This window comes from Variovorax sp. P2_H12 (assembly GCF_056403395.1).
The window spans coordinates 53,156-79,362 of record NZ_JBFUFO010000009.1; the positions used below are offsets into that span (position 1 = coordinate 53,156).

At 69.0% G+C, this 26,207-nt stretch carries 25 protein-coding genes; 14 read left to right on the forward strand and 11 right to left on the reverse strand.

Annotation, left to right across the window (positions count from 1 at the left end; all coding sequences use genetic code 11):
* The first annotated feature begins 19 nt into the window (after positions 1 to 19).
* From AC1DYK_RS07980 to AC1DYK_RS07990, 3 genes are all read left to right on the forward strand, one after another.
* Positions 20 to 1,093, forward strand: coding sequence for an NAD(P)-dependent alcohol dehydrogenase (locus AC1DYK_RS07980; protein ID WP_478165771.1), 1,074 nt, complete (start codon positions 20 to 22; stop codon positions 1,091 to 1,093).
* A gap of 84 nt (positions 1,094 to 1,177) precedes the next feature.
* Positions 1,178 to 1,687, forward strand: a complete 510-nt coding sequence (locus AC1DYK_RS07985; protein ID WP_478165772.1) for a helix-turn-helix transcriptional regulator — start codon at positions 1,178 to 1,180, stop codon at positions 1,685 to 1,687.
* Positions 1,688 to 1,701: 14 nt separating this feature from the next.
* Positions 1,702 to 1,977 (forward strand): nucleotidyl transferase AbiEii/AbiGii toxin family protein, encoded by a 276-nt coding sequence (locus AC1DYK_RS07990; RefSeq protein WP_478165773.1) that lies wholly within the window; start codon positions 1,702 to 1,704, stop codon positions 1,975 to 1,977.
* Between the two features lie 180 nt (positions 1,978 to 2,157).
* On the opposite strand, the gene AC1DYK_RS07995 is transcribed toward AC1DYK_RS07990, so the two are convergent.
* Positions 2,158 to 3,249 (reverse strand): FUSC family protein, encoded by a 1,092-nt coding sequence (locus tag AC1DYK_RS07995; RefSeq protein WP_478165774.1) that lies wholly within the window; start codon positions 3,247 to 3,249, stop codon positions 2,158 to 2,160.
* 9 nt (positions 3,250 to 3,258) lie between these two features.
* On the reverse strand, positions 3,259 to 3,705 hold the full coding sequence (locus tag AC1DYK_RS08000) for a MarR family winged helix-turn-helix transcriptional regulator (protein WP_478165775.1): 447 nt from the start codon (positions 3,703 to 3,705) through the stop codon (positions 3,259 to 3,261).
* Between the two features lie 401 nt (positions 3,706 to 4,106).
* Here AC1DYK_RS08000 and AC1DYK_RS08005 point away from each other — a divergent pair, with 401 nt between their 5' ends.
* A complete protein-coding gene (locus tag AC1DYK_RS08005; RefSeq protein WP_478165776.1) occupies positions 4,107 to 4,442 on the forward strand; it encodes a hypothetical protein in 336 nt (111 codons plus the stop codon).
* A 323-nt stretch (positions 4,443 to 4,765) separates the two neighbouring features.
* The gene (locus AC1DYK_RS08010) at positions 4,766 to 6,472 is read left to right on the forward strand and encodes a M30 family zinc metallopeptidase (RefSeq protein ID WP_478165777.1); all 1,707 of its coding nucleotides are present in this window, start codon (positions 4,766 to 4,768) and stop codon (positions 6,470 to 6,472) included.
* A 73-nt stretch (positions 6,473 to 6,545) separates the two neighbouring features.
* Here AC1DYK_RS08010 and AC1DYK_RS08015 read toward each other — a convergent pair whose 3' ends face one another.
* Positions 6,546 to 6,917, reverse strand: coding sequence for a hypothetical protein (locus tag AC1DYK_RS08015; RefSeq protein ID WP_478165778.1), 372 nt, complete (start codon positions 6,915 to 6,917; stop codon positions 6,546 to 6,548).
* 13 nt (positions 6,918 to 6,930) lie between these two features.
* A complete protein-coding gene (locus AC1DYK_RS08020) occupies positions 6,931 to 7,815 on the reverse strand; it encodes an MBL fold metallo-hydrolase (protein WP_478165779.1) in 885 nt (294 codons plus the stop codon).
* Between the two features lie 80 nt (positions 7,816 to 7,895).
* Between AC1DYK_RS08020 and AC1DYK_RS08025 the strand changes: the two genes are divergently transcribed.
* The 4 genes from AC1DYK_RS08025 to AC1DYK_RS08040 all read left to right on the forward strand — a co-directional run bounded on the left by AC1DYK_RS08025 (position 7,896) and on the right by AC1DYK_RS08040 (position 12,103).
* Entirely contained in the window at positions 7,896 to 8,207 is a 312-nt protein-coding gene (locus AC1DYK_RS08025; RefSeq protein WP_478165780.1) for an ArsR/SmtB family transcription factor, read from the forward strand.
* Positions 8,208 to 8,233: 26 nt separating this feature from the next.
* Positions 8,234 to 8,761, forward strand: coding sequence for a rhodanese family protein (locus tag AC1DYK_RS08030; protein WP_478165781.1), 528 nt, complete (start codon positions 8,234 to 8,236; stop codon positions 8,759 to 8,761).
* Positions 8,762 to 9,002: 241 nt separating this feature from the next.
* Positions 9,003 to 9,590 carry a HEAT repeat domain-containing protein gene (locus tag AC1DYK_RS08035; protein ID WP_478165782.1) on the forward strand — a complete coding sequence of 196 codons (588 nt, stop codon included), beginning with the start codon at positions 9,003 to 9,005 and terminating at the stop codon, positions 9,588 to 9,590.
* A 170-nt stretch (positions 9,591 to 9,760) separates the two neighbouring features.
* A complete protein-coding gene (locus tag AC1DYK_RS08040) occupies positions 9,761 to 12,103 on the forward strand; it encodes a fatty acid cis/trans isomerase (protein WP_478165783.1) in 2,343 nt (780 codons plus the stop codon).
* Between the two features lie 270 nt (positions 12,104 to 12,373).
* Here the strand turns inward: AC1DYK_RS08040 and cueR are convergent, their stop codons facing one another.
* Positions 12,374 to 12,781, reverse strand: a complete 408-nt coding sequence (gene cueR, locus AC1DYK_RS08045; protein WP_478165784.1) for a Cu(I)-responsive transcriptional regulator — start codon at positions 12,779 to 12,781, stop codon at positions 12,374 to 12,376.
* A gap of 28 nt (positions 12,782 to 12,809) precedes the next feature.
* On the reverse strand, positions 12,810 to 15,047 hold the full coding sequence (locus AC1DYK_RS08050) for a heavy metal translocating P-type ATPase (RefSeq protein ID WP_478165785.1): 2,238 nt from the start codon (positions 15,045 to 15,047) through the stop codon (positions 12,810 to 12,812).
* A gap of 173 nt (positions 15,048 to 15,220) precedes the next feature.
* Between AC1DYK_RS08050 and AC1DYK_RS08055 the strand changes: the two genes are divergently transcribed.
* Complete coding sequence (locus AC1DYK_RS08055; protein WP_478165786.1) at positions 15,221 to 16,192, forward strand: JmjC domain-containing protein; 972 nt, start codon at positions 15,221 to 15,223, stop codon at positions 16,190 to 16,192.
* Positions 16,193 to 16,202: 10 nt separating this feature from the next.
* On the opposite strand, the gene AC1DYK_RS08060 is transcribed toward AC1DYK_RS08055, so the two are convergent.
* On the reverse strand, positions 16,203 to 17,480 hold the full coding sequence (locus AC1DYK_RS08060; protein ID WP_478165787.1) for a c-type cytochrome: 1,278 nt from the start codon (positions 17,478 to 17,480) through the stop codon (positions 16,203 to 16,205).
* Between the two features lie 6 nt (positions 17,481 to 17,486).
* Positions 17,487 to 18,194, reverse strand: a complete 708-nt coding sequence (locus AC1DYK_RS08065; protein WP_478165788.1) for a c-type cytochrome — start codon at positions 18,192 to 18,194, stop codon at positions 17,487 to 17,489.
* Between the two features lie 116 nt (positions 18,195 to 18,310).
* Here AC1DYK_RS08065 and AC1DYK_RS08070 point away from each other — a divergent pair, with 116 nt between their 5' ends.
* Positions 18,311 to 19,048, forward strand: a complete 738-nt coding sequence (locus tag AC1DYK_RS08070; protein ID WP_478165789.1) for a DUF1345 domain-containing protein — start codon at positions 18,311 to 18,313, stop codon at positions 19,046 to 19,048.
* On the opposite strand, the gene AC1DYK_RS08075 is transcribed toward AC1DYK_RS08070, so the two are convergent.
* Genes AC1DYK_RS08075 through AC1DYK_RS08085 form a run of 3 tightly spaced genes read right to left on the reverse strand, consistent with a single transcriptional unit; the run spans position 18,998 to position 22,013 of the window.
* Positions 18,998 to 19,963: a DMT family transporter gene (locus AC1DYK_RS08075; protein ID WP_478165790.1), complete on the reverse strand. Its 966-nt coding sequence runs from the start codon at positions 19,961 to 19,963 to the stop codon at positions 18,998 to 19,000. The two genes, AC1DYK_RS08070 and AC1DYK_RS08075, sit on opposite strands and share 51 nt — an antisense overlap.
* Positions 19,960 to 20,457, reverse strand: coding sequence for a methylated-DNA--[protein]-cysteine S-methyltransferase (locus AC1DYK_RS08080; protein ID WP_478165791.1), 498 nt, complete (start codon positions 20,455 to 20,457; stop codon positions 19,960 to 19,962). The genes AC1DYK_RS08075 and AC1DYK_RS08080 overlap by 4 nt, the downstream gene beginning before the upstream one ends.
* Before the next feature lie 5 nt (positions 20,458 to 20,462).
* The gene (locus AC1DYK_RS08085) at positions 20,463 to 22,013 is read right to left on the reverse strand and encodes a DNA-3-methyladenine glycosylase 2 family protein (RefSeq protein WP_478165792.1); all 1,551 of its coding nucleotides are present in this window, start codon (positions 22,011 to 22,013) and stop codon (positions 20,463 to 20,465) included.
* A gap of 112 nt (positions 22,014 to 22,125) precedes the next feature.
* Between AC1DYK_RS08085 and AC1DYK_RS08090 the strand changes: the two genes are divergently transcribed.
* The 3 genes from AC1DYK_RS08090 to AC1DYK_RS08100 all read left to right on the forward strand — a co-directional run bounded on the left by AC1DYK_RS08090 (position 22,126) and on the right by AC1DYK_RS08100 (position 26,181).
* Positions 22,126 to 23,508 (forward strand): phosphomannomutase/phosphoglucomutase, encoded by a 1,383-nt coding sequence (locus AC1DYK_RS08090; RefSeq protein ID WP_478165793.1) that lies wholly within the window; start codon positions 22,126 to 22,128, stop codon positions 23,506 to 23,508.
* A 167-nt stretch (positions 23,509 to 23,675) separates the two neighbouring features.
* Positions 23,676 to 25,031, forward strand: a complete 1,356-nt coding sequence (locus AC1DYK_RS08095) for a 3-deoxy-D-manno-octulosonic acid transferase (RefSeq protein ID WP_478165794.1) — start codon at positions 23,676 to 23,678, stop codon at positions 25,029 to 25,031.
* 187 nt (positions 25,032 to 25,218) lie between these two features.
* Complete coding sequence (locus AC1DYK_RS08100; RefSeq protein WP_478165795.1) at positions 25,219 to 26,181, forward strand: hypothetical protein; 963 nt, start codon at positions 25,219 to 25,221, stop codon at positions 26,179 to 26,181.
* Positions 26,182 to 26,207: the final 26 nt, after the last annotated feature.

The window sequence follows — 26,207 nt, forward strand, 5'->3', positions numbered from 1 at the left end:
TGAAAGAAAGGGTCTTGCCATGAAGAAAATGAAAGCCGCCATCTTTGTCGAAAAGGGCCGCATCGTGCTCGACGAGAAGCCGATTCCCGACGTCGGTCCGCTCGATGCCCTGATCCGCGTCACCACCACCACGATCTGCGGCACGGACGTTCACATCCTCAAGGGCGAGTACCCGGTCGAGCGCGGCCTGACCATCGGCCACGAGCCGGTCGGTGTCATTGAGAAGCTGGGTTCGGCGGTCGCCGGCTTCGAGGAGGGCCAGCGCGTGATCGCCGGCGCCATCACGCCCAGCGGCCACAGCTACGCCTGCCTGTGCGGCTGCGGTTCGCAGGACGGCGTGGGCACCAGGCATGGCTTCAAGGCCATGGGCGGCTGGAAGTTCGGCAACACCATCGACGGCTGCCAGGCCGAGTATGTGCTGGTCAAGGACGCCATGGCCAACCTCAGCCCGATCCCGGATGGCCTCACGGACGAACAGGTGCTGATGTGCCCGGACATCATGTCCACGGGCTTCTCCGGCGCCGAAAGCGGCAAGGTGAGGATCGGGGACACCGTCGTGGTTTTCGCGCTCGGGCCCATCGGCCTGTGCGCGGTCGCCGGTGCGAAGCTGATGGGCGCCACCACCATCATCGGCGTCGACACGGTGCGCGCGCGGCTCGACGTGGCCCGCAGCCTCGGCGCCGACCACGTCGTGGACTTCAAGCAGGGCGATCCGGTCGAACAGATCATGGCGTTGACGGACGGGCGCGGCGTCGATGTCGCGATCGAGGCTCTCGGCACGCAAGGCACCTTCGAGTCGTCGCTGCGCGTGCTGCGACCGGGCGGCACGCTGTCCAGCCTGGGCGTGTATTCGAGCGATCTGCGGATTCCGCTCGGCGCCTTCTCCGCCGGCCTCGGCGATCTGAAGATCGTCAGCACGCTGTGCCCCGGCGGCAAGGAGCGCATGCGCCGGTTGATGGACGTCGTCGGTTCGGGGCGCGTGGACCTGAAGCCGCTGGTCACGCATCGCTTCAAGCTCGACGACATCGAGGCGGCCTACGAACTGTTCGCCAACCAGCGCGACGGGGTGCTCAAGGTGGCCATCACACCGTGAGCGGGCGTTCGATCTTGTCTCGCTGCATCTGTCTGAAAGTTAAATATATTTGACATCGTTGACGGCGATGGCTAGGCTCCGACCATGTCTGCGATCTTCGAACTCGGCGCTGCCGTGCGTGTCCGCCGCTCTGACATGGGGTTGACCCAAATGACCCTGGCCAGGCTCAGTGGCCTATCGCGCGCGACTGTCAACCAGGTGGAAAAGGGAACCATCAAGGACTTGAGCATGACGAGGGCCGCCAAGCTGCTTGAAGCACTCGGATTGTCCGTGACGATCACGGCCCCGCGCTCGAGAAGCAACCAGGCTGAAGGCGGAAAGAGTCACGCGTTGGACATCGCCGCGCGGACTGCCAGCGTCAGCTACAAGGTACCCCTGAGCCCGCCCAAGTTGCGTGATGCCTTGATCACCGGCTCGGTGCCGAAGGGTTTTCTTCCCCACATGCATGCCTTGCTCGACGAGGCACCCGTCGCCTTGCTGGCTTCCGTGGTGGAGCAACTGCATCGGGAGGGGCGGGTGGATCGTGCGCAGGTGTGGAAGCACATGCGCGAACTGGCCCACGATCTCAAGAGCAGCCGCGAGCTTTGGCAATGAGACCGCTGCCTGACATGGGCAGGCCCGGCGTGTGGATGGACCGCGGTAATCACGCAAAGGCCCGTGACCTTTACGACTTGTGCGCGGTGGCTGACGCGGAGCCCGATGCAATTCAATCCGCTGCGCGATTTTTGAGCAGGCACAGGCATGGTGCAACGTTTCTGATGCGCCTGCATGAGAGGTCCGAACTGGCGGAGGCGGAATTCGATGCCATCGACGCCATTGGGTTCCGGCGCTCGTTTGCCGACTGCCTGCTGCAGGCCCGACGAATCATCGAGCCGCTGCTGTAGCGGGAAATGCAGGGGAAGGGCGCCTGCAGGTGACGAGTTGAACGAATTCAGATTGAAGATATGCTCGCCGCGTACCCGTCGACATCGATGCGCTTGATGATGAAGCCGTCGATCTGACGCTGTTTCGTCCGCGGCATGAGCGCTTGATCTGGAGCCGACCTGCATGACTTTCGAGGCCTTCTAGCCGGGCCGCGTCCTGGCATGATGCGCCGCCAGGTGGGCCCGGTCGGCCAGCGTTGAAAACACCACCGCGAACGCGACGCCGATCAGTGCGCCCAGCGCCGTGTCGAGCACGCGCGTGAGGGGCATGTCGGCGGCGGCCGAAGGCGCCGCGAGAGAGGTCATGAGCAGGGCCATCGGCGTGACGCAGACCAGGCCGAAGACATAGTTGAAGCCGATCACCAGTTCGGTGATGAACTGCAGCACGACCACCGCCAGCAGTACCAGCCAGAAGGACGGATGGTTCGCCAGGATGACCCAGGCGATGCCCGAACCGACGAGGGTGCCGATCGTGCGCTGCACGGCGCGATGCATCGTGACGTGCAGGTGGCTGCCTTGCAGCACCGCCGTCGCGCCGATCGCCGCCCAGGCCGGATGCGACCAGCCGGCGGCAAGGGCCAGCAGCGCCGCGATGGCCGCGCAGCACGCGATGCGCGCGGCTGCGATCAGCTGAGGTCCCGTCGGCGGGGCCGCTTCAGGTATCTCGACGACGGACGCCGATGCCTGTGAGCGCAGCCGGTCCGTCAGGCGGCAGACCAGCCAGGCGATGGCCGCGCCGGCCGCCGTGAAGATCGTGCGTTCGGCCACGGTGCGCCAGCTCTCTGCGGGCCCGACCGCGGCGCAGGCCGCGAAGACGAAGATGACGGCCCCGGGGGCGCCGATCCGCCATCGGCCCACCAGTGCGCTCAGGATCCCCGCCAGCACCGCCAGGCACAGCAGCATCGTCGCGGGCGCGGCGCCTGCCTGCGCGACCAGCGAAAGCAGTCCGACCGATGCGGTGAGCAGCACGCCCGACGTGGCGACGATCGCCAGGCGCCGTCGGCCCGGTGCGAAGCGGCCGAAGAGCGCGGCCAGGGCGCCCAGCGCGGGAAAGCCCTCGAGCTGCGCCCAGGGCGACAGGTGGGTCGCAGTCACGGCGATCAACACCGCCAGGGACGTCTGCATGCCGGCCACGGCGGCGTTGCGCAGCGAGGGCGGGGTCGCGAGGGTGAAACTCTCGCGGATGCGGGCGGCTGCCAGCAGATGGCGGATGGACGCGCGGCGGGTGGTCATGGGTGTCCTTCAGCCCGCTGCGGCAATCCGGGCTTCGATCTTCTCGAAGGCGCGCAGCAAGGCTTGCGCATCCCCATCGTCGACGTCGGCCAGCAATTCGCTTTCGATGGCTCTCAGTCGTTTGCGAATGGCGGCCACGGTCCGGCGCCCGGCCGCCGTCAGGTGCACCAGCTTGACGCGGCGGTCGACCGCGTGGGGGCGCCGCTCGATCAAGTCCTGTTCGACCAGGATGTCGAGCAAGCGGACCAGGCTGGAGCCGTCGAGTCCGACCGCCGCGGCCAGTTCGCTCTGCGAGATACCGTCGCCGAGTTCGTGCAGATGGACCAGGGGTGCCCAGGTGGCGTCGCTCAGTCCGGCGGACGAAAGGCGGGCATCCAGCGCCTGGCGCCATCGCCGGGCGAGCCCGACCAGGCGGATGCCGATGCGGTGATGCAGTTCGGAAGAGGTGTTCTCCATGATCTTGATCTTATCAAAATCATTTGAATTCAAACGATTTGGGGATTTGCCGGCGAAGAGGGGGTACGCTGCGCGAGGCGTGGGAATGAAAAAGCCCGCTCGTGGCGGGCTTTCGGGAATGTGGCCGTGGGCACTTACGCGACCCACGTTACGGCAAATGTTCACTTGCGGAAGTCACCTGTCGTTTTTCTCGTCGTGGTGGCTTCGACGCGCCGGCGTGAGATGCGGCTTGCCTGCGCAGGCAACCGAAAGAGGCCAAGGCATTTCGGGGAGGGCGAATTATACCAGAGACTTCGATCCCCAGCGGCAGCAGGCCTGGCGGCCGTCCGGGTGGCGACGCGAAACGGCTAGTCCATTTGGAGGGCTTGTAACCAAAAGTATTATTAGTCATAATGCCTTACATGCACTCCACCCGCTCACCCCAACTGCAGTGGTCCACCAAAGGGCTGCTGGGCATTCTTCGAGCCAGCTTGCCCTCAGGCGGCCCGCAGGCAGGCCGGACGGTCCAGGCGCCGCGGCCGGCGCGAACCGTCAATGACCCGCCGGAGCCCTTGAGCGTCGACGAGTTGAGCGAGATCGCCAAGAACTGGCGCAGCCGGGCGGGGGAAGACGAGGATCGCGCGGACACGGTCGCCCAGGCGCTCGAGTCGCTGGCCGACTATCGCCGGGCTGCGGCGGCACCGCGCAGCCGGGCCCGCATCGTCGGGCAAAGGATCTCGGAGCTCATGCGGCTCTAGGAGGCGCAGGCGCGGCGGACGCGCCACCGTGAATACGAAAAGCCGTTGCGGGTCCGGGACTTGCGACGGCTTTTCTTGTTTCCGCTCGCGCCCTGCGCAGCGTCGGTGGCGCGGCATACACGTGCGCTGCGTCGCGCCGTGACGCCGGCGACCGAACCGCGCCCTGAATATTTCTCCGCATCGGCCGATAAGCACTGGCAACCCGAGTTTCCGAATGCCGATCTGTCGCGCATTCCTCCGGGCTGTGCAGCGTGGAGCCGGCCTTCGATTCCACGCCGCCCAACGGTCGAACGAGGAAGAGAAAGATGCGCTGCAGGTCACGAGTGGAATTGTTTCGGGGCGCGGCCGCCATGGTGGCGGTCGCCGTGTCGCTCTCGGCCTGCGGTGGCGGCGGAGGTGGTGGCGGAGGTGGCGGTGGCGGTGGCGGCGTCATCGCGGCGCCCGCCGCCGCGGCGCCGCCGCCCGCGGAGGTGAAAGCGGCGGACGGTGTTGCGATCACGAGCTCCTGCACGTCGTGCGGCGCAGTCGTCGTCAGCACCTACGCGGGTTCGGGTACCGGCGTCTGGCAGGGCATCAACAAGTCCCAGGCCCCCACCGACATCCCGCTGTCGATCTCCGGTCTCGCCGGCCAGACCGTGACGCTGGTGTTGACGAACGAGAGCGCGCAGAACCAGACGCTGGCCGGGATGGTGCTGCGTTCCAACGCCGAACGCAGCATCGCGCCGAGCAAGGCGATGGTGCAGGGCGATAACGCCAGCGACAGCATCGAAGCGCAAAAGCTGGCGATCGGCGAGTTCAACCGCGCGGGCTTCGGTCAGCTGCTGGGCCCGGCGTCGAAGACTCAGTCCCAGGTCTCCAAGTCGATCGCGCCGTCGGCCGCCTATGCCGTCAATGATCAGCGCAGCATCTACCTCCACGACCGCTCGCAGCGCACCGTGAAGCTGGCCGTCCAGCGCGCCGCGAGCGACGGTACGCTGATCAACCTGTGGGTCGAAGCCAGCGAACTGAGCCCGTCGCGCATCACGGCCGAGCTCGCCCAGCGCATGGAAGACAAGTTCGCCGCGCCCGGCGGCATCTACGACATGCTGGTGCGCACCGGCGGCCCGCTCTGGGGCGGGCACGCCTTCAGCGAGATGGTGCCGGGAAGCGGCCAACCCATCGACATCTACTTCGTCAATTTCGACTCCAACGGCAAGCCGTATGGACTCATCGGCTACTTCTGGGGCCTGAACAACTTCAAGAAGGGCGCGGGCGACCTGGCCTACACCAATGAGTCGCTGAGCCTCTATCTCGATTCCGAATCGCTCTACCTGGACGGCGAGACCGGTGTGAAGCAGATTGCAACCACGATGGCGCACGAAGGCATGCACATGCAGAACTTCTACCGCCGCGGCGTGAAGATGGGGTCGAAATACACCTTCGATGTCTGGCTCGAGGAGATGTCGGCGCTGATGATGGAGGACTGGGCGAGCTTCAGCATCGATGCCAGCCACAACGCCATCCGCGATTCGCGCTTCCCGTACTACCTGGCCTACAACGGATCCGGCAGCTACAACTGCACGCTGTCCGAGTGGACGCCGATGGGCGCCAGCTGCGAGAGCTACGCGCTGACCGGCTCGTTCGGCGGCTTCCTGAATCGCCAGTTCGGCCTCGATTTCTACAAGGCGCTGCTGAACAGCACGGGCAGCGAGGACTCGATCGCGATGCTGGATGCTGCCATCAAGTCGAAACGGCCGGGCTCCGGCGTGGGCGAGGAACTGCGCCGCTTCTCGGCGACCGCGGCCGGCGTCATTCCGCTCGGCGCGGGCATCGCCGAGTACAGCATGCCGGCGCGCAGCGAAGGCGGCTTCAGCCTGCCGGCGATCGACCCGTCGAACCTGGGCCGCAGCAGCCGGGCGCTGCCGCAGGCGGTGCCGGACCTGCTGCACAAGCTGGGCAGCTTCCCGGTGGCGCGTCCCAACGTGTCGGGCAACTACGCGGAGACCGTCCGCGTGCCGGCCGGGACGACGCTCACGGTGGTCGTCAACTAGGGGCCGCAGGCCGCCTTGGGGCGGGTCCGCCAGATCGTGCAGCAAGCCCCGCTGGCCAGCATCGGCAGTCGGGTCACTTGCCCTTGACCGCCGCCACCGTCGCGCACGTGTTCCCCGGCTCGACCGAACGGAATCTCTCGATCACCAGATGCTCGCGCGGCGGCCCTTCCATCGACTCGCGGACTTCGAGCCGGCCGTCGAAGTTGACCAGCAGCGGCGCGGCGGGTTCCTTGCGCCACGCGAGGTAGCTGCGCTGCAGCGCCACGGCGTCCGCGGTCATTGCCACCGGCCAGCGCTTGCCGCTCGCGCAGTCGGTGAACAAGGCGGCATCGGCGAAATAGACGAAGTCGCCGCGCCAGTGCGCGGGTTCGGCATGCAGGCTGGCCGCCAGCGCGGCAAGAAGGACGCAGGCGCTTCGCTTCGCGATCGGGAGCTGTCGTGTCATCCGTGTCTGCCTTTCATTCCGTGTCTTTCGGACCCGCGATCTGCAGCGGGATCTTGAGGTAGCGCACGCCGTTGGATTCTGCCTCGGGCAAGCGGCCGGCGCGGATGTTCAGCTGGATCGACGGCAGCAGCAGCGTCGGCGCCGGCAGGGTGGCATCGCGCTGCTGCCGCATGGCGACGAAGTCATCCTCGGCGACCCCGTCGTGGACGTGGACGCTGTGCGCGCGCTGCGCCTGCACCGTGGTCTCCCAGCGGTAGTCGTCGCGCCCCGGCGCCTTGTAGTCGTGGCACATGAAGAGCCGCGTCTGCGGCGGCAGGGCCAGCAGGCGGCGGATCGAGTGGTACAGCGTGCGCGCGCTGCCGCCGGGGAAGTCGGCCCGCGCCGTGCCGTAGTCCGGCATGAACAGGGTGTCGCCGACGAAGACCGCGTCGCCGATGCGGTAGGACACGCACGCCGGCGTGTGGCCGGGCGTGTGGATGACCTCGATGTCGAGCGCGCCGAGCGGTAGCCGATCGCCGTCTCGCAGCAGCCGGTCGAACTCGCTGCCGTCGCCCGACACCTGCGTCAGGTTGAATGCCGGGCCGAAGATCTTCTGCACCTCCCGGATGTGCTCGCCGATGCCGATCGAGGCGCCGGTGTGCCGCTGCAGATGGGGCGCAGCGCTCAGGTGGTCGGCATGTGCATGGGTCTCGAGTACCCAGGCGATGCGCAGATCCGCCTCGCGCGCGGCCTCGAGCAGGCGATCCGCTGAAACGGTGGAGGCCTTGCCGCTGCGATGGTCGTAGTCGAGCACCGGGTCGATCACTGCCGCCTGGCGGCTGCCGGGTTCGGAGACCAGGTAGGTGACCGTCTGGGTCGCGGCGTCGAAGAAGGCCCGGATGTCGGCCTGTGCGGTCATGGAGGACTCCTGTCGGATCATTCGATGGCACTGATCATATTAGATATTGCTAAATTAGAGAATACTAATATAATCCCACCATGGCACTGAGCAGGAAAGACCGTTTGTTTCTCCAGGAAGGGGCGGCGAAGGCTGCGAGCCTCTTGCGCGCCGTGGGCAACGAGCATCGCCTGCTGGTGCTGTGCCTGCTCATCGAGCATGGCGAGATGAGCGTGAGCGAGCTGCTGGAGCGGGTCGAGCTGAGCCAGTCGGCCCTGTCCCAGCACCTGGCCAAGATGCGGGACGAAGGCCTGGTGAGCTTCCGGCGCGAAGCCCAGACGCTGCACTACCGCATCGAGAACCCCGATGTGGAAAAACTGGTCGCGACGCTCAAGACCATCTTCTGCCCCTGAATCCACCCCACCAAGGAAAACACACCATGGCCATCGAAACCCTCACGCCCGAAGTTGCCCGCGAACGCGTTGCCGAGGGCGCCTTGCTGGTCGATATCCGTGCCGCCGACGAGTTCGCGCGCGAGCACATCGGGCAGGCGCGCCACATCCCGATGGCGCAGCTTGCGGCCCGCCAATTGCCGGCCGGTGACAGCCGCGCCGTCATCTTCTACTGCCGTTCGGGCAACCGGACCCGGATCAATGCCGTGGCGCTCGGTGCCTGCGCGCCGGGCGATGCCTACGTGCTCGAAGGCGGGCTCGACGGCTGGAAGAAAGCCGGCCTTCCGGTCGTCTGCGACGCATCGCAGCCGCTCGAACTGGCGCGGCAGGTGCAGATCGCCGCGGGCTCCCTGATCGTGGCCGGGGCGGTGCTGGGCGCGACCGTTTCGCCCTGGTTCCATCTGCTGTCCGGTTTCGTCGGCGCAGGCCTGGTGTTCGCAGGCGTCTCGGGCTTTTGCGGAATGGCGCGGGTTCTCCTGAAGATGCCGTGGAACCGGAAGGCGCTCGCCGTTTGAGCCAGCCACTCCATCGGCCTCGGCGCGGGCGCGCCATGAAGCGCGGCCCATCGGCACGTTGTCCTGACGCGAATGCAGGGGGATGATGCCGAGCAAGGAGCCATGCGATGAGACATGCGATGGAACGACAGCCCGGGACGCCACGCGCCGGCGTGCCGCGCTTCCTGCCACGCGGGGTGGGGCGCGAAGCGGATTCGCTGGAACATGCATCGGAGCGGCCGGCGCCGGTGTCGAGAGGACCATGAGCATGGCGCCAGGCGATCTCGGCGGGCTCGATGCGGCCGATGCCACCGATCGCGGCCGCGCGCTCGCCACGCTGGTGGTGGCCGGCCGGGCATCGACGCCGGTGCTGCTGCGCGCACTCCACCACGGCGACGCCGGGGTGCGCGAAAAAGCGGCGCAGGGGTTGGCGGAGATCGCCGATCCGGCGGCCACCGACGCCCTGCGTGCCGCGGTCGCCGACTGCGACCCGCTGGTGCGTGGGCGCGCCGCCCAGGCGCTGGCGGCGATCGGCGCGCCCGATTCGCTGGACGCGCTCGCCCGGACCTTCGATGACCATCCCGACCTGCTGCGTGCGCCGCACACACTCGCCACCTACGTGCTGATCGCACGTGGCGCCGAAGCGCTGTCGGTGATCGCGCCGCTGCCGCTGACCCGGCAGCGCGCCTTCGCGGTGCTGCAGGCCGTGGTGCCGACGCTGCCGGACGTCGCCGACTGGGCCAGCGTGTGGTGCTCGCTCGGCGCCTACGACCCGAACGGCGCCGATGTCGCCGTGCGCAGCGTCGCGGCGGCGCAGTGGCGGCAATGGATTGCCGCCCGCTGCGATTAGTGGCCCCCACGCTCCCTCACTTCGTGTGGTCGCTGCCCCCCAAGGGGGCCGCAGGCCGCCTTGGGGCGGCCCGGCGCCGGCCTGAGCCCCCACGCTCCCTCACTTCGTGTGGTCGCTGCCTCTGCGCGGGTACATTTCTCGATCCACAGCCGAAGTCGAGAGCAATTCGCATGCGTCGTGTCGCATCCCTGATCCTGATCCTCCTGGTCGCCGCATGTACAACGGTGGCCCTCCACCGCTTCGATGAACTCTACGGGCCGGCCGACCCGAAGCGCTTCGACCACCCGCTGGCACCGCCTGCGGGCGAGTCCTACGCCCAGACCATCCAGCCGATCCTCGACCGGCGCTGCGTGGTCTGCCATGCCTGCTACGACGCGCCCTGCCAGCTCAAGGCCACGGCCTGGGAAGGACTGGCGCGCGGCGCCAGCAAGACGCCGGTCTATGACGCCTCGCGGCTGCTCGCGGCGACGCCGACGCGGCTCTTCGTCGATGCCGAGCAGCCCTCGCAATGGCGCGAGAGAGGCTTCTTCCCGGTGCTCAACGAACATGCGCCCACGCCCGAGGCCAACCGCGCCGCCGGACTGATGCACCGGCTGCTGATGCAGAAGGAGAAGCATCCGCTGCCGACCCGCGGCATCGTCGGGGGAGGGCTCGATTTCTCGGTCGGCCGCGAGGCGATGTGCCCGGCCGGCGCCGAGATCGACGACTACGAGCGCAAGATGCCGCTCGGTGGCATGCCCTTCGGACTGCCGGGCCTGAGCCCGTCCGAGCTGGGCGTGCTGACCCGCTGGATCGAGCGCGGCGCGCCCTACGAGGGGCCCCCGGCACCGACGCCGCTGGGGCTGCAGCGCATCGCGCTGTGGGAGCGCTTCCTCAACGGCGATTCGCTGAAAGAGCGGCTCTTCAGCCGCTATGCCTACGAACACCTGTTCCTTGCCCACCTCTACTTCGACGACGACCCGGAGCGCCGGTACTTCAAGCTGGTGCGCTCGGCCACGCCGCCGGGCCAGCCGGTGCAACTGATCGCCAGCCGCCGGCCGGTCGACGATCCCGGCGTCGAGCGCGTCTACTACCGCATCGTGCCCGAGCGCGAGACCATCGTCGCCAAGACCCACATGCCCTACGCGCTGGGCGCCGGGCGCATGGCCCGCTGGCGCGCGCTGTTCCTCGATGTGCCTTATGCGGTCGATCGCCTGCCGGGCTACAGCGCCGAGACCGCGGCCAATCCCTTCGCCACCTTCGCGGCTTTGCCGGTGAACGCGCGCTACCGCTTCATGCTCGACGAGGCCGAGTTCACGATCATGGGCTTCATCAAGGGCCCGGTGTGCCGCGGCCAGATGGCGCTCGATGTCATCGAGGACCGTTTCTGGGTGGTCTTCCTCGCGCCTTCGCAGCGCAACGACCAGGCGCAGGCCGACCTGCTGGCCCGCGATGCCAACCTGCTGCGCCTGCCCACCGGCAGCAGCGACGAGGCGGTGGTCACGCCGTGGCTCGAATACGCACGGCTCGAGAACGAATACCTGCGTGCCAAGTCGGAGCATCTCGCCCAGAGCCTGGGCGGGCCGGAGAACCTCGACCTGCGCCTGATGTGGGACGGCGACGGCCGCAACGACAACGCCGCGCTGACCGTCTTCAGGCACTTCGACAGCGCCAGCGTGGTCAAGGGCATGGTCGGCGACGCGCCCAAGACCGCCTGGGTCATCGGCTATCCGCTGCTCGAGCGCATCCACTATCTGCTGGTGGCCGACTACGACGTCTTCGGCAATGTGGGGCACCAGCTCAATTCGCGCCTCTACATGGACTTCCTGCGGATGGAGGGCGAGTTCAACTTCCTCACGCTGCTGCCCAAGGCGCAGCGCATCGCGACGCGCGACCTCTGGTACCGCGCCGACAGCCAGGCCACGCGCGAGCAGGTGTACGGCGGGCCGTCCACCACGCTCTCGATCGACAGCGGCATCCGCTACCGCACCGGCGACGCCCGGCTCGAACTGCTGCAGATGATGAAGACCCGGCTGGCGCGGGTGCTGCCCTCGGAGTTCGAGCTGAATCGCGCGGCGCCCGCATTGCAGGCGCCGCTGCGTGAACTCGGTGCCGTGCGCGGCGCATCGCTGCAATGGCTGCCCGAGGATGCCGCGCTGGTGGTGCAGGCGCCGGGCGCCGCGCCGGCCACCTTCAGCCTGCTGCGCGACACCGGGCATGCCAGCGTCTCGCACCTGCTGGACGAGCGCCGCGAACTGCGGCCCGACGAGAACACGCTGACCCTCGTGCCCGGCGTGATCGGCGCCTATCCCAATGCCTTCTACCGGATCAGTCCGGACCAGTTGCCGGCCATGGCCGACGCCATTCGGAAGCTGAAGTCCGAGGCGGACTACGCGGCCTTCTCGGAGCGCTTCGCGGTGCGCCGCACCGACCCCGGCTTCTGGGCCGTGAGCGATGCGCTGGTCGAGCGCTATCGCCGCGACCAGCCGATCCAGGCCGGCATCCTGGACCTGAACCGCTTCGAAAATCGGTGAACTTGGCTCGCCCCCAGGTTGCCCCGCACTTCGTGTCGGGGCGCCCACCCCCTACCGGGGGCGCAGTCAGCGGCCCGGCGAAGCCGGTTCCGCGACTGCCCACGAACAGGCGCGCTGCGCGCAGCCGCAGAAAAAACACAGCCTGATGGCTTGGCCGGCGCAGCCAGGCCGTTGGTGAAACACCGCGGAACCGGCTTCGCCGGGCCGCTGGTGTTGCCCCCGGTAGGGGGTGGGAGGGCTACACGCAGTGAGCCCGACCTGGGGGCGAGCTCACCTCAGCGAGCCCAGTTCTTCGAGAATAGGGCAATCCGGCCGGTGGTCGCCGTGGCAGCAGTCGGCCAGCCGCTCCAGCGTCCGCTTCATCGCGCTCATCTCCTCGATCCGGCGGTGCAGGTCGGCCGCGTGCGTGAGCGCGATGCGCTTGACGTCCGCGCTGGCGCGGCCCTTGTTCTGCCACAGCTTCAGCAGTTCCGCGATCTCGGCCATGCTGAACCCAAGGTCGCGCGCGCGCCGGATGAAGCGCAACGTGTGGACGTTGCTCTCGGTGTATTGCCGGTAGCCCGCGTCGGTGCGCGCGACCTCCGGCAGCAGGCCCAGCGATTCGTAGTGGCGCACCATCTTGGCCGAGACGCCCGAGAGGGCCGCGGCCTGGCCGATGTTGAAGGGTTCCGTGCTCATCGATCCATCTCCGTGCCGTGTGATGCGTTCATCGTGCCTGTCCTTTCCAGCGCCGCAGCAGCAGTGCATTGCTCACCACGCTCACGCTGCTGAAGGCCATCGCTGCGCCGGCGATCACCGGGCTCAGCAGCCCGAAGGCCGCCAGCGGAATCCCGACCACGTTGTAGGCGAAGGCCCAGAACAGGTTCTGGCGGATCTTGGCGTAAGTGCGGCGCGAGATGTCGATCGCGTCGCTGACCAGGGCCGGGTCGCCGCGCATCAGCGTGATGCCGGCCGCATGCATGGCGACGTCGGTGCCGGTGGACATCGCGATGCCGACATCGGCCGCGGCCAGCGCCGGCGCATCGTTGATGCCGTCGCCGACCATCGCGACGCGGACGCCGTCCGCCTTCAGCTGCCCGATGATTGCCGCCTTGTCCTCGGGCAGCACTTCGGCCCGGACCGTGTCGATCTTCAGCAGGCGGGCCACCGCCTCGGCGCTGCCGCGGTTGTCGCCCGAGACCAGTGCGGTGCGGATGCCCTGCGCATGCAGCCGCTCGATGGCTGCCGCGGCGCCGGGCTTGGGCTGGTCGCCGAACGCGAGCAGGCCGACCAGGGTGGGGCGGGCGCTCAGGTCGGCCAGCCACGAGACCGTGCGCCCTTCGGACTCCAGCTGCAGGGCACGCTCGCCGAGCCCGCCCAGCGGCACCGACAGCTCGCGCATGAAGCGACTGCTGCCCAGGCGCAGCGCGCGGCCGTCGACGATGGCCGACACGCCGCGTCCCGCCACCGCCCGCACCCCGCTGGCCTGGCCGATCGCGACGCCGGCCTGGTGCGCGGCGCCCAGCACCGCGCGGGCGAGCGGATGCTCGCTGCCCGCCTGCAGGGTGGCGCTGGCGCGCAGCAGGGCCTGCGCATCGCCGTCGACCGCCTCGCAGGCCACCAGTTCGGGGCGGCCCTCGGTCAGTGTTCCGGTCTTGTCGAAGGCGACGATCCCGACGCCGTGCGCCACCTCGAGCGCCTCGGCGTCCTTGATCAGCACGCCATGCCGGGCGGCGACGCCGGTGCCGGCCATGATCGCGGTCGGCGTCGCCAGGCCCAGTGCGCAAGGGCAGGCGATCACGAGCACCGCGACCGCGTTGAGGATCGCGGTTTCCCATTGGCCGGTGCCGAGGCCCCAGCCCAGGAAGGTCAGCAGCGCGATGCCGATCACCACCGGCACGAACACGCTGCTCACGCGGTCGACCAGGCGCTGGATCGGCGCTTTCTTCGCCTGCGCCGATTCCACCAGCCGCACGATGCGCGCGAGCGTCGATTCGGCGCCGACCGCGGTGGTGCGGACCAGCAGCAGGCCTTCGCCGTTGACCGAGCCGCCGGTCACCGCGTCGGCCGCCTGTTTGGCGACCGGCAGGCTCTCGCCGGTGATGAGCGATTCGTCGACCTCGCTCATGCCCTCGATCACCAGGGCGTCGACCGGCACGCGCTCGCCCGGCCGGATCACGACCAGGTCGTCGATCCGGACTTGCGCCAGCGGCAGGTCCTGGTCGATGCCGTCGCGGCGCACGCGGGCCCGGTCGGGCCGCAGCGCATGGAGTGCGCGGATCGCCTCGGTGGTCTGGCGCTTGGCCCGCGTCTCGAGCCACTTGCCCAGCAGCACCAGCGTGATGACCACCGCCGAGGCTTCGAAGTAGAGGTGCGGCATGCCATGGGCAGCGTGCGCGAGCAGCAGGTACACGCTGAGTCCGTAGGCGGCCGTCGTTCCGAGCGCCACGAGCAGGTCCATGTTGCCGGCGCGGGCCTTCAGGGCCTTCCATCCCGAACGGTAGAAGCGCGCGCCCAGCCAGAACTGCACCGGCGTGGCCAGCGCGAGTTGCACCCAGCCGTCGAGCATCCACGCCTTGCCGAACATCAGTCCGAGCATCGGCAGCACCAGGGGCGTGGAGAGGAGCGCAGCCGCGATCACGGGCCAGGCATCGTTGCGGCGGTCGGGCCTGGCCGCTGCTGCTTCGGAAGCGGCGGGGCCTGCGGACGATGGGGCTTCTTCCTCGCCGACGCTGTAGCCGGCCTTCTCGACGGCGCTACGCAGGGCGCCGAGCGCGACGGAGCCGTCGGCGCGCACGTTGGCCGCTTCGGTTGCGAGGTTGACGCTGGCTTCCGTCACGCCGGGCACGGCCGCCAGGGAACGCTCGACGCGGGCGACGCAGGACGCGCAAGTCATTCCTTCGATCGGCAGCGAAAACTCCTGGAAGCCGGCTGCGCCAGGCGATAGCGCCAGGCTGTTGTTCATTGATTGCTCCTGTCTATCGAACCTCGATGAACGAGGAATGAAGGAAGTATCAACCTTCCCATCATGGGAGGGTCAAGCGCGTTCCGTGCACCGTCCGTTTGCCATACTTCGGTCGAAAGTTAGTAATTTGTTGTTACATGGTTTATGCTGCGCTGGGTAAGGAGATGCCAGCCATGGGCGCGAGCGAGATCGAACAGATGATGTCCACGACCACCGACTGCCGCATATGGGTGGACGACCCTGCCGGCTTCACGACCCGCAAGGTGGGCAGGTTCCACCACAACTACCACCGGCATCCGCTGTTTCAGCTGCCTGAACTCGAGGCGTTGGCCAAGGAGTTGATGCCCTTGAAGCAATGCCGCTTCGTCAGGCAGGGCGTGACGCAGGCATCTGCCTTCGCGCACGCCAGCGAGCACCCCGACGGGCGCGGCATCGAGGACGTCTTCAGGCGCATCGAGGAGCCGGGTTCGTGGATCGCGCTCTACGATGTCGAAGTCGTTCCGCGCTACCAGGCCCTGCTCGACGGCATCCTGGACCCGATGCGCGAGATCGTCGAGCGCGAGCAGCCGGGCATCTTCCTGGTGACCGGCTTCATCTTCATTTCCGCCCCGCCGTCGGTGACGCCGTTCCACATCGACCGCGAGAACAATTTCTGGCTGCAGTTGCGCGGACGCAAGGTCATGAACGTCTGGGAAGCGACCGACCGGGTCGTGGTGCCGGCGCCCGAGGTGGAGGACTTCATCGTCAGCGGTTCGCTGCGAAACGTCCGGCTCAAGGAAGAGTTCAGGTCGCGCAGCCACCAGTTCGACACCCAGGCGGGCGATGGCATCTACTTCCCGAGCACGTCGCCGCACATGACGCGCTCGGATCCCGACTGGACCAAGCCGGGCGACGGCGTCGCGATCTCGATCGGAGTGACCTTCTATACCTCGGCCACGCGCAAGGCGGCGCGCGTGCACCAGCTCAACCGGGTGTTGCGCAAGTGCGGGCTGTCGCCGGCCTACCCGGGCGAGTCCGCCGTTTCGGATGGGATCAAGGCGCCGATCGGCAGGGCGATCGGCGCGGGGCTTGCTTCCCTGTCGCGGATCATGGCGCCCATCGGTCGCTTGCGCCGCTTCGCGAATCCGCCTCCCGGCTCGTTCTGAAGGCGCCGGGTCACCGGCGCATCATGTCGCGCGCCGAAAGCGCCGGCGCGTCGTTGCCCCAGGAGGCGCGCACGAAGGTCAGCACGGCCGCGACGTCGCTGTCGTCGAGCACCTGATTGAAAGGCGGCATGCCGTAGGGACGCGGATTGCCTGCGGTGGCGGGCAGGAAGCCGCCGTGGCGCACGATCTGGATCAGGTTGGCCGTGGAATCCATCAGCACGGCCCGGTTGCCGGCGAGCGCGGGATAGGCGTCCTGGGCGCCCTGGCCCACGTCGCCGTGGCAGTAGGCGCAACGCTGGTCGTAGATCTTCGCGCCGCGTTCCATCACGCGGGCGTCGCGGCGCACGGACGGCGCGGCCGGTGTGGCCGGCGGCGGGTCCGCCTCCGGCAGCGCCTTCAGGTACAGCGCCATGGCGTGCAGGTCGGCCGGGTCCAGGTACTGGGTGCTGCGGAACACCACGTCGGCCATCGGGCCCATGACCGAGCCGCGCGGCGAGTGGCCGGTCTTCAGCAGCGCCACGATGTCGAGCGGATTCCAGTCGGCGACGCCGGCTTCCCGCCGCGAGGTCAGCGAGGGCGCGTACCAGTTCTCGACCGGGATCAGCCCGCCCGACAGGCCGAGTTTCTCTTCGGTCGCGCCGAGCACGTTGCGCGTGCCGTGGCAGGCGATGCAGTGGCCGAGGCCCTCGACCAGGTAGGCGCCGCGGTTCCATTCGGCCGGCTTGGCCGGTTCGGGGACGAAGGTGCCCGGCGCGAACGACAGCGCGCGCCAGACCGCCAGCGCGGCCTGGGTGTCGTAGGGGAAGCGCAGCTTGTGCGCGAGGTTGGGCGCCGGTGCCGGCGGGATGCTCTGCAGGTAGGCGAAGATCGCGTCCGAATCCTCGCGCGTCACCCGCGTGAAGCTCGGGTACGGAAAGGCCGGGTAGAGCAGCCGCCCGTCCTTCGAGCGGCCGTTGTGCATGGCGCGCCAGAAGTGCGCCGGGCTCCAGCTGCCGATGCCGGCCTTCGGGTCCGGCGTGAGATTGCCCGAGAACACGGTGCCGAAGGGCGTCTCGATGCCGACGCCGCCCGCGTACGCGGCGCCGCCGCGCGTCGTGTGGCAGCCGGCGCAGTTGCCCGCCAGCGCCAGGTAGCGGCCGCGCTCGATCTGCGCCGCGGTCGGGGTGACGGGCGTTGCCGCGATGTCGGGCAGCGTGTCCTCGCCGCGCAGGTTGAGCGCCACGATGGCCACGGCGGCCAGCAGCACGAGGATGGCCAGGGAGGCCAGGAAATAGAAGAAGCGTCGCATGGCGGATCAGCGGTTCATGGCGCTGCAGGGCGTGGGCAGCGGGCCGGGCAGCGCGGCCAGGGGACGGGTGTCCGCGGGCACGGGCTGCAGCGCCAGCCAGCTGGTCACGGCGTTGATGTCGGCGGTGGTGAGTTTCTTGCCCACCTCGGCCATGCAGTCGGGCGCCCGCGCGTGGCGATCGTTGGTGAGCCAGGCACCGAGCTGGGAGGACAGATAGAGGCGCGGCAGGCCGACCAGCCCCGGAATGCCCGGCTGCACGCCCGTGAGCGCCTGGCCGTGGCATTGGGCGCAGGCCGGAATGCCGCGTGCCGCATCGCCCTGGAACACCAGCGCCTTGCCGCGCGCCAGCATCTCGGGCGTGGCATCGGTGGTGGCGCGAACCGGCGGATACGGCAGATCGAGGCCGGCGAAATAGGCCGCGAGTTCGCGCAGGTAGGCGTCCGACAGGTGCTGCACCATGTGCGTCATGTCGGAGTTGAAGCGGCGGCCGTCCCGGAAACTCTGCAACTGGTTGAACAGATAGCCCTCGGGCTTGCCCGACAGGCGAGGGAAGTAGCCGCCGTCGATGCTGGCGCCCTCGCGCCCGTGGCAGGCGATGCAGGCGGCGGCGCGCTGCTCGATGGTGTCGGGGACGTGCATCGGCGCCGGGGCGGCCGGTGCAGCAAGGCTCCAGGCGGCGAGCAGCAGGGTCTGCAGGAGGCGGAGAGGTTTCATGCGTGGCGAAATTTTTTTTTAACCATCGACTGTCGGCGATCGGTGATGAAAAGAACAGGCGCAGTGTGACGCGAATCGATCGGATCAGTTGCGCGGCGACCGGCTAAAGTCGCCTCATGCGGTCCCGATTCCTCCAGACGCCCGGCTGGCTGCGGCTGCTGTTCGGCGCCGTGGTCGGCCTGGGCGTCGGCCTTGGCCTCGGGCTGCTGCCCGGGCCGCTCGACGGCGTGACGCGCGGACTGCTGGGCTGGTGCAGCGGGGCCGCTGTCTACCTGTTGCCTGCCTGGTGGCTGGCCGAGACCTGCAATCCCGAGCGTACCCGTTCGCGCGCCCAGTCCCAGGACCAGCCGAATGCGCTGATCCTGGCCATCATGGTGAGCGTCGTCGGCGTCAGCATGGTGGTCATCGCGATGCTGCTGCAGCGGGTGCCGCAGCTGTGCGGCGCGCAGCGCATCGGCCACGTCGCGCTCGGCCTCGTGGCGCTCACGGGCTCGTGGCTCATGATCCACACGATCTACGCCTTTCATTACGCGCACCGCTTCTACCAGGCGGAAATGGAGCCCAGGCCGCAGGGACCGGGGCTCAAGTTCCCGGGCAAGCTGGAGCCGGACTACTTCGACTTCCTCTATCACTCCTTCGTGGTCGGCATGACCTCGCAGGTGTCTGACGTGCAGGTCACCTCGCGCGAGATGCGGCGCATCACGCTGGTGCACGGCGTGCTGTCCTTCGCCTTCAACATGCTGGTGCTCGCGCTGTCCATCAATGTCGTGGCGTCCTCGATGCAGGGCAGTCCGGGTGGCGGCTCAGCCGGCAGCGGTGCCGCGGCGGCCCAGCTTGACCAGTCCTGTCGATAGCGCGACGCCGCAGACGATCACCAGCGCGCAGATCAGCATCCACTGCGTGATCTGCTCGCCCAGGAACACCGCGCCGTAGAACAGCGCGAACACCGGCACCAGGAAGGTCACGGTGAGCGCGCGCGCCGGTCCGGCCCGCTCGATCAGCCGGAAGAACAGGATGTAGGCCAGGCCGGTGCAGGCGGTGCCCACCGCCACCAGCGCCAGCCAGGCCTTCAGGCTGGGCATCTGGGCGGGCCACAGCCAGGCGGCGGGCAGCGCCAGCGCCAGCGTGGCCCCGATCTGGCTGCCGGTCGCGGTCGCCATCGCCGGCACGCCGGCCAGGTGCTTGCGCGTCAGGTTGGCCGAGAAGGCATAGCAGATGCAGGCCGCCAGGCAGGCCCCGATGGCCCACAGCGCGGCGCTCTCGTCCGCGCCCGAATGGAAGCCGGCGCTGCGCCCGGCCAGCATTGCCACGCCGGCGAAGCCGATCACCAGGCCGAGGATGCGCGAGCGGTCGGGCCGGTCCTTGAACCAGGCCCAGGCGACCAGGGCGCCGAACATCGGCACCGTGGCGTTGAGGACCGCCGCGAGCCCGCTGTTGATGGTCAGCAGGGCGAAGGAGAAGAAGGCGAAGGGCAGGCCGGAGTTCAGGATGCCGATGCCGAGCGCGGGCTTCCAGTGCTGCCTGAAGGCGGACCACTGGCCGCGCAGGAACAGCAGCGGCAGCAGGAACAGCATCGCGATCGCGACCCGCACCGCGGCGGTCGGGAGGGCGCCGAACTCGGCCGCGCCGATGCGCATGAAGAGGAACGAAGAGCCCCACAGCGCGCCGAGCAGCACCAGGTCGAACAGCCAGGCCCGGCTGGCGGAAGGGGCAGGCGAGGCCGTCGTGGATCGCTCGGGCGCGGCTGCGCTGCATTCGCCTTCGCTCACAGCGCGCCTTCCAGTTCCAGCAGTGCCGCCTTGCGATCGAGCCCGCCGGCATAGCCGGTCAGGGAGCCGTCGGCGCCGAGCACGCGGTGACAGGGCACGATCACGCTGATCGGGTTGCGCCCGACCGCCGCGCCCACCGCGCGCACCGCGGCCGGATTGCCGACGCCGGCGCTCAAGGCGCCGTAGCTGGTGGTCTGGCCGGCCGGGATGGCGAGCAGCGCCTGCCACACCGACTGCTGGAACGCGGTGCCGTGGGACAGGTCCAGCGGCAGGTCGAAGTGTTCGCGCCGGCCGGCGAAGTAGTCGCCCAGCTGTGCCGCGGCTTCGCGCAGCACCGGGTGCGCAGGGTCGGCCTGCCAGCCGCTCGTGTCGGGCCAGTGGCGCTGGCGGTCGAACCAGGCGCCGGCCAGGCCCTGGTCGGTGGCGGCCAGCGTGATGCCGCCGAGCGGGCTGTCGATGTGGGTGCTGTAGAGCGTCGCGGTCTTGAACTTCATGGCATTCAGGCGATGGCGCCGGTGCGGGTTCGGGAATCGGCGGTCGCATCGACCGTCGGGGAGGGAGCGGGACGCTGCCAGGCGCGCAGCACGGCATAGCCGCGCCAGGGCCGCCAGGCCAGCGAGGCCTCGGCCGCGGCGCGCGCCGAACCGACGCCGAGCGCTTTCTGCAGCGCCACGTCGCCGGCCGGGAAGGCGTCGGGCCAGCGCAGCGCGCGCATCGCGATGTACTGCGCGGTCCAGTCGCCGATGCCGGGCAGCGCCTGCAGCGCCGCGAGGGTGGCGGGGACGTCGGCCCCGGGGTGCAACGTGAGCCGGCCTCCGAGCACCTCGTGCGCCACGGCCAGCAGCGCGGCCTGCCGCTGGCGCACGATGCCGAGCCGGCCCAGTGCATCGCCGCTGGCGCCGGCGATGGCCGCGGGCGTCGGGAACAGGCGGTCCAGCCCGTCGATCGGCGTCGCGATCGGCTCGCCGAAGGCCTCGACCAGCCGCGAGCCCAGCGTGCGTGCCGCGGCCACCGTGATCTGCTGGCCCAGCACGGCGCGCACCGCGAGCTCGAAGCCGTCGACCGTGCCCGGCACGCGCAGCCCGTCGCCGTCGGGGAAGCTGGCATGCAGCGCGCTGTTGATCGCCATCGGCTCGGCGTCCAGGTCGAGCATTGCACGCACGCGGCTGATCACGGTTGGCAGCACCGCGGCGAGCGAATCGCCCACGCGCAGCAGGAGCTGTTCGCGCTCGGGGTCGAAGCGCAGCTGCAGCCAGCCCGCGAGGCTGCGGCCGCCCTGCGTCACGCGCAGTGTGCGCGCGAGTTGCGGCCTGCCGCCCGGGTCGGTCGACAGCTCGACGCCGCGCAGCGCCCGGCGAGCGAAGAATCCCAGCATCGCCTGGCTGTCGTAGGGCGGACGAAAGCCCAGCCGCACGTCGACCGATTCGCCCTCGCGGCCGCCGCTCGCGGCGCCGGCGCGGCGCAGGGCGCTCGGATTCAGGCCGTAGTGCGTGAGGAAGGCGGCGTTGAAGCGGCGCACGCTCGCAAAGCCGCTGGCCAGCGCGACCTGCGTCATCGGCAGCCGGGTGTCGGCGATCAGCTGCTTGGCGGCCAGCAGGCGGCGGGTCTGCAGGTACTGCAGCGGCGAGACGCCGAACTGGTTTTCGAAGATGCGGCGCAGGTGGCGGTCGCTGACGCCGAGCCGCTCGGCGATGCGGGCCGCGCCGGGCCCGTCATCGCCCCAGGCATCGGGCTCGTCGATCAGGCGCGCGGCCTGCAGCGCCAGGATGCGCGAGGCATCCTCGGTCGACCAGCTCGCGGCCCGCGGCGCCAGTTCGGGTCGGCAGCGCAGGCAGGGCCTGAAGCCCGCGGCCTCGGCCTGCGCCGCGTGGCGGAAAAAGCAGCAGTTCTCGCGCCGCGGCAGCTTGACGCGGCAGACCGGACGGCAGTAGATGCCGGTGGAGGTCACGCCGGTGAAGAAGGAGCCGTCGAAGCGTGCGTCGCGGGCCTTCAGGGCCAGGTAGCAGGCGTCGCTTTCGGGTCCGGCGGTGAAGGCGGGGGCGGCTGGCATGCAACGATGATACGGCCGCACCTGTGCAAGAGTAGCCATTTCCGGACATCTGGCTCCCTGAGGGCATGCCTACAATGTTCTACGTTTTTGGAACTTTCAGGGGATAGCTTTCATGCAGCTCAGCGCATCGATCTTCAAGGCCTACGACATTCGCGGCGTGGTGCCCGCCACGCTCGACGCGAAAGTCGCCGAAGCGCTCGGCAGGGCCTTCGGCAGCGCCGCCCGCGCGGCGGGCGAGAAGGCGGTGGCCGTCGGCCGCGACGGCCGGCTGTCGGGGCCGGCACTGGTCGAGTCGCTGATCGAAGGGCTGGTCGCCACCGGCATCGAGGTGATCGACGTCGGCGCGGTCACCACGCCGATGCTGTATTTCGCTGCGCACACGCTGTGCCGCAGCGGCATCCAGGTCACCGGCAGCCACAACCCGAAAGACTACAACGGCTTCAAGATGGTGCTGGCCGGCCGCGCGATCTACGGCGACGAGATCCAGGGCCTTCGCCGGGTCATGGAAGCCGGCAGCGCGAAACTCGCGCCCGGCGGCAGCGTGCGCAAGGTCGATGTGACCGAGGCCTACACGCAGCGCATCGTCGGCGACATCAAGCTGGCGCGGCCGCTGAAGATCGTGGTCGATTCCGGCAACGGCATCGCGGGCGCTTCGGCCCCCGCCATCCTGCGCGCCATCGGCTGCGAAGTGACCGAGCTGTTCAGCGAGGTCGACGGCGATTTCCCCAACCACCATCCCGATCCGAGCAAGCCCGAGAACCTGAAGGATCTGATCGCCGCGCTGCAGTCGGGCGATGCCGAACTGGGCCTGGCCTTCGACGGCGACGGCGACCGCCTGGGCATCGTCACGAAGGACGGCAGCAACATCTATCCCGACCGCCAGATGATGCTGTTCGCGCAGGACGTGCTGTCGCGGGTGCCGGGCGCCACCATCGTCTACGACGTCAAGTGCTCGCAGCGCCTGGGCCCGGCGATCGAGGCCGCGGGCGGCAAGCCGCTGATCTACAAGACCGGGCATTCGCTGATCAAGGCCAAGATGAAGGAGATCGACTCGCCGCTGGGCGGCGAGATGAGCGGCCACATCTTCTTCAAGGAGCGCTGGTTCGGCTTCGACGACGGCACCTATGCCGGCTGCCGCCTGCTCGAGATCCTCAGCAATAGCCCGAATGCGAGCGATGTGCTCAATGCCTTGCCGACCAGCTTCTCGACCCCCGAACTCAACGTCGCCTGCGCCGAGGGCGAGCCCCACGCCGTGGTCGCCCAACTGGTCGAGAGCGCGAAGTTCGCGCCGCCGGCGCGGGTCTCGACCATCGACGGCGTGCGGGTCGACTGGCCCGACGGCTTCGGCCTGGTTCGCGCATCGAACACCACGCCGGTGCTGGTGCTGCGCTTCGAAGGCCAGACCGAGGCCGCGCTGCATCGCATCGAGGGCGAGATGCTGGCGCTGCTGCGCAGCGCCAAGCCCGAGGCGAAACTCGCCGCGGCCGCGCACTGAGATGACGCTCACCCCCGAAGCGCCTTGCGGCGCCGCCCCCTCGAGGGGGCAACACCAGCGGCCCGGCAAAGCCGGTTCCGCGGTGTTCCTGGCCTTTGACTGCGCCGGTTTCATGCGTCGTGGGTCAGGCGACCGCCTGATGAAGTACTGACATCGATACGGACAACGTGCGTTCCCTGCTCTTGCGCCTCTACGGCGCCTTCACCACCCTGGCCCAGCCGCTGGTACGGCGCAAGCTGCGCCGCCGCGCCGTGGCCGAACCGGGCTATGCCCATGCGGTCGAGGAGCGCTTCGGCCACTACGACGAGGCGGCGGTCGGCACCGGCTGGTGCTGGATCCATGCGGTCTCGCTCGGCGAGGCGCGCGCCGCCGGCATCCTGATCACCGAGCTGCGCCGGCAATACCCGGGCATTCCGATCCTGCTCACCAACGGCACGGCGACCGGCCGCGAGGAGGGCGCCAAGCTGCTGGAGCCCGGCGACCTGCAGGTCTGGCAGCCGTGGGATGCGCCGGGTGCGGTGGCGCGCTTCCTCGATCGCTTTCGCCCGCGCATCGGCGTGCTGATGGAGACCGAGGTCTGGCCCGAGATGACCGCCGCCTGCACCGAGCGCGGCATTCCGCTGGTGCTGGCCAACGCGCGCCTGAACGAGAAGTCGCTGGCCGGGGCCGAGCGGCTCGCCTGGCTGGCGCGGCCCGCCTACTCGGCGCTGGCGGCCGTGTGGGCCCAGACCGAAGCCGATTCGCATCGCCTGGTGTCGCTGGGTGCCAAGGTCTCGGGCGTGTTCGGCAACCTCAAGTTCGATGCCACGCCGGATCTGCGGCAGCTCAACGCGGCGGCCAAGCTGCGCACGCAGTTGCCGCGGCCGATCGTGGTCTTTGCGAGCTCGCGCGACGGCGAGGAGCGGCAATTGCTCGAGGTGCTCAAGCGCTTCGGCGCCCTGGCGCCGGTGCCGCCCGAACAGGAGGCGATCCAGTCGATCGCGCGGCGCGTGCACGATGTGCAGTGGATGATCGTGCCGCGGCATCCGCAGCGCTTCGACGAGGTCGCGGCGCTGGTCGAATCGCACGGCTTCGCGGTCGCGCGCCGCAGTGCCGCGGGGGCGCCGACCGAAGCCGAGATCTGGCTCGGCGATTCGCTGGGCGAGATGGCGCTCTACTACGGCCTGGCCGATGTCGCGCTGCTGGGCGGCAGCTTCGAGCCGCTGGGCGGGCAGAACCTGATCGAGGCCGCCGCCTGCGGCTGCCCGGTGATCATGGGACCGTCCACCTTCAATTTCGCCGAAGCCGCCGAACTCTCGCTCGCGGCCGGCGCCTCGCAGCGCGTTGCCGACATGGAACACGCGGTGACGGCGGCGCTCAAGCTGACCGAGAACCCCGAGCGCCGCGAGGCGATGGCGCAAGCCGCGCTGGCCTTCGCCAATGCGAACCGAGGTGCGGCCGAGCGCACCGCGACCGCGCTGCTGGTGATCGCGGAGGCCGCCTCGCCGGTCGGCGAGGAGCGGGCGGAGCCGCGGCTGGAGTAGGGCTGAGTCACCGCGGGACTGTGGGGCATCGGGGCGGGCTCGCGCCGACGGCGTGCGATGGGTCCGGCGCGGACTTGGCACCGGCGCGCCCGGATCAACGGGCAAGATTTGCGGACGCGTGGCCCGACTTGCTTCACGTCGCGCTTCGATCATGGAGGCTCCTTCAACGACTTTGAAAGAGGCCATCATGGAAACCGTCACCTCCGCGAACCAGTACTCGAAGGTCATCGCGAATTCCAAACGCATCCGCTGGGACATCGACAACGACGTCATTCGTGGCCGGCGATTCGATTTCGAGAAGACGTTCCTGCCGGCCGGCCTGTCGCTGGTGAACGAGCTGGATTTCATGACGCCCGATGCCCAGCGTTTGCTGAGCCAGGTGCAGGGTCGAAGCTACGCCTACATCTTCGGCCTGGTGGAGCGCTTCATCGGCGCCAAGGTGCTCGAGATCAGCCGGCAGCACGCGCTCGGCGACCAAATGGCCCTCGAGGCCCTGGTCCGCATGGCCGACGAGGAACTGAAGCACCAGGAGTTGTTCCGGCGCATGGAAACGATGATGGCCGCCGACATGCCGGCGGGATACGTGGCAACGGCCGATCCCAATGCCGTCGCGACAGCCGTGCTGAGCAAGAGCAGCTGGTCGGTCCTTGCACTGACTCTGGACATCGAGCTCTTCACGCTGGCTCACTATCGCGCCAGCATCGAACCGCGGGACGACCTGTGCGAACTGTGGAAAGACGTCTTCCTGGCCCACTGGAAAGAGGAGTCGCAGCACGCCGTGCTGGACGAACTCGAGTTCCTTCGCGAGGACGCGCGCCTGAACGCCGCCGAACGCGACGCGGCCGTCGGCGACCTGATCGACCTGGTCGTGGCGGTCGACGGCATTCTCCAGGCTCAGGCTCGCGCCGATGCGAACTACTTCGAGTCGATGGCGGGCAAGCACTACGCGGATGCGCAACGAACCGCCATCGGCGAGGGGATCCTGAAGGCGTATCGCTGGCAGTACATCGTGTCGGGCGTGACGGCGCCGCGCTTCCAGAAGGTGCTCTTCAGCGTTCTCGATGACCGGCAGGTTGCCAGGGTGACGGATGCGCTCGGGCCGCTGCTCTACGCGATGCCCACTCCATCGTCCGCGGCGCTTCCCCAGTAGGGCGTCGCCATGCCCATCAGGGTCCA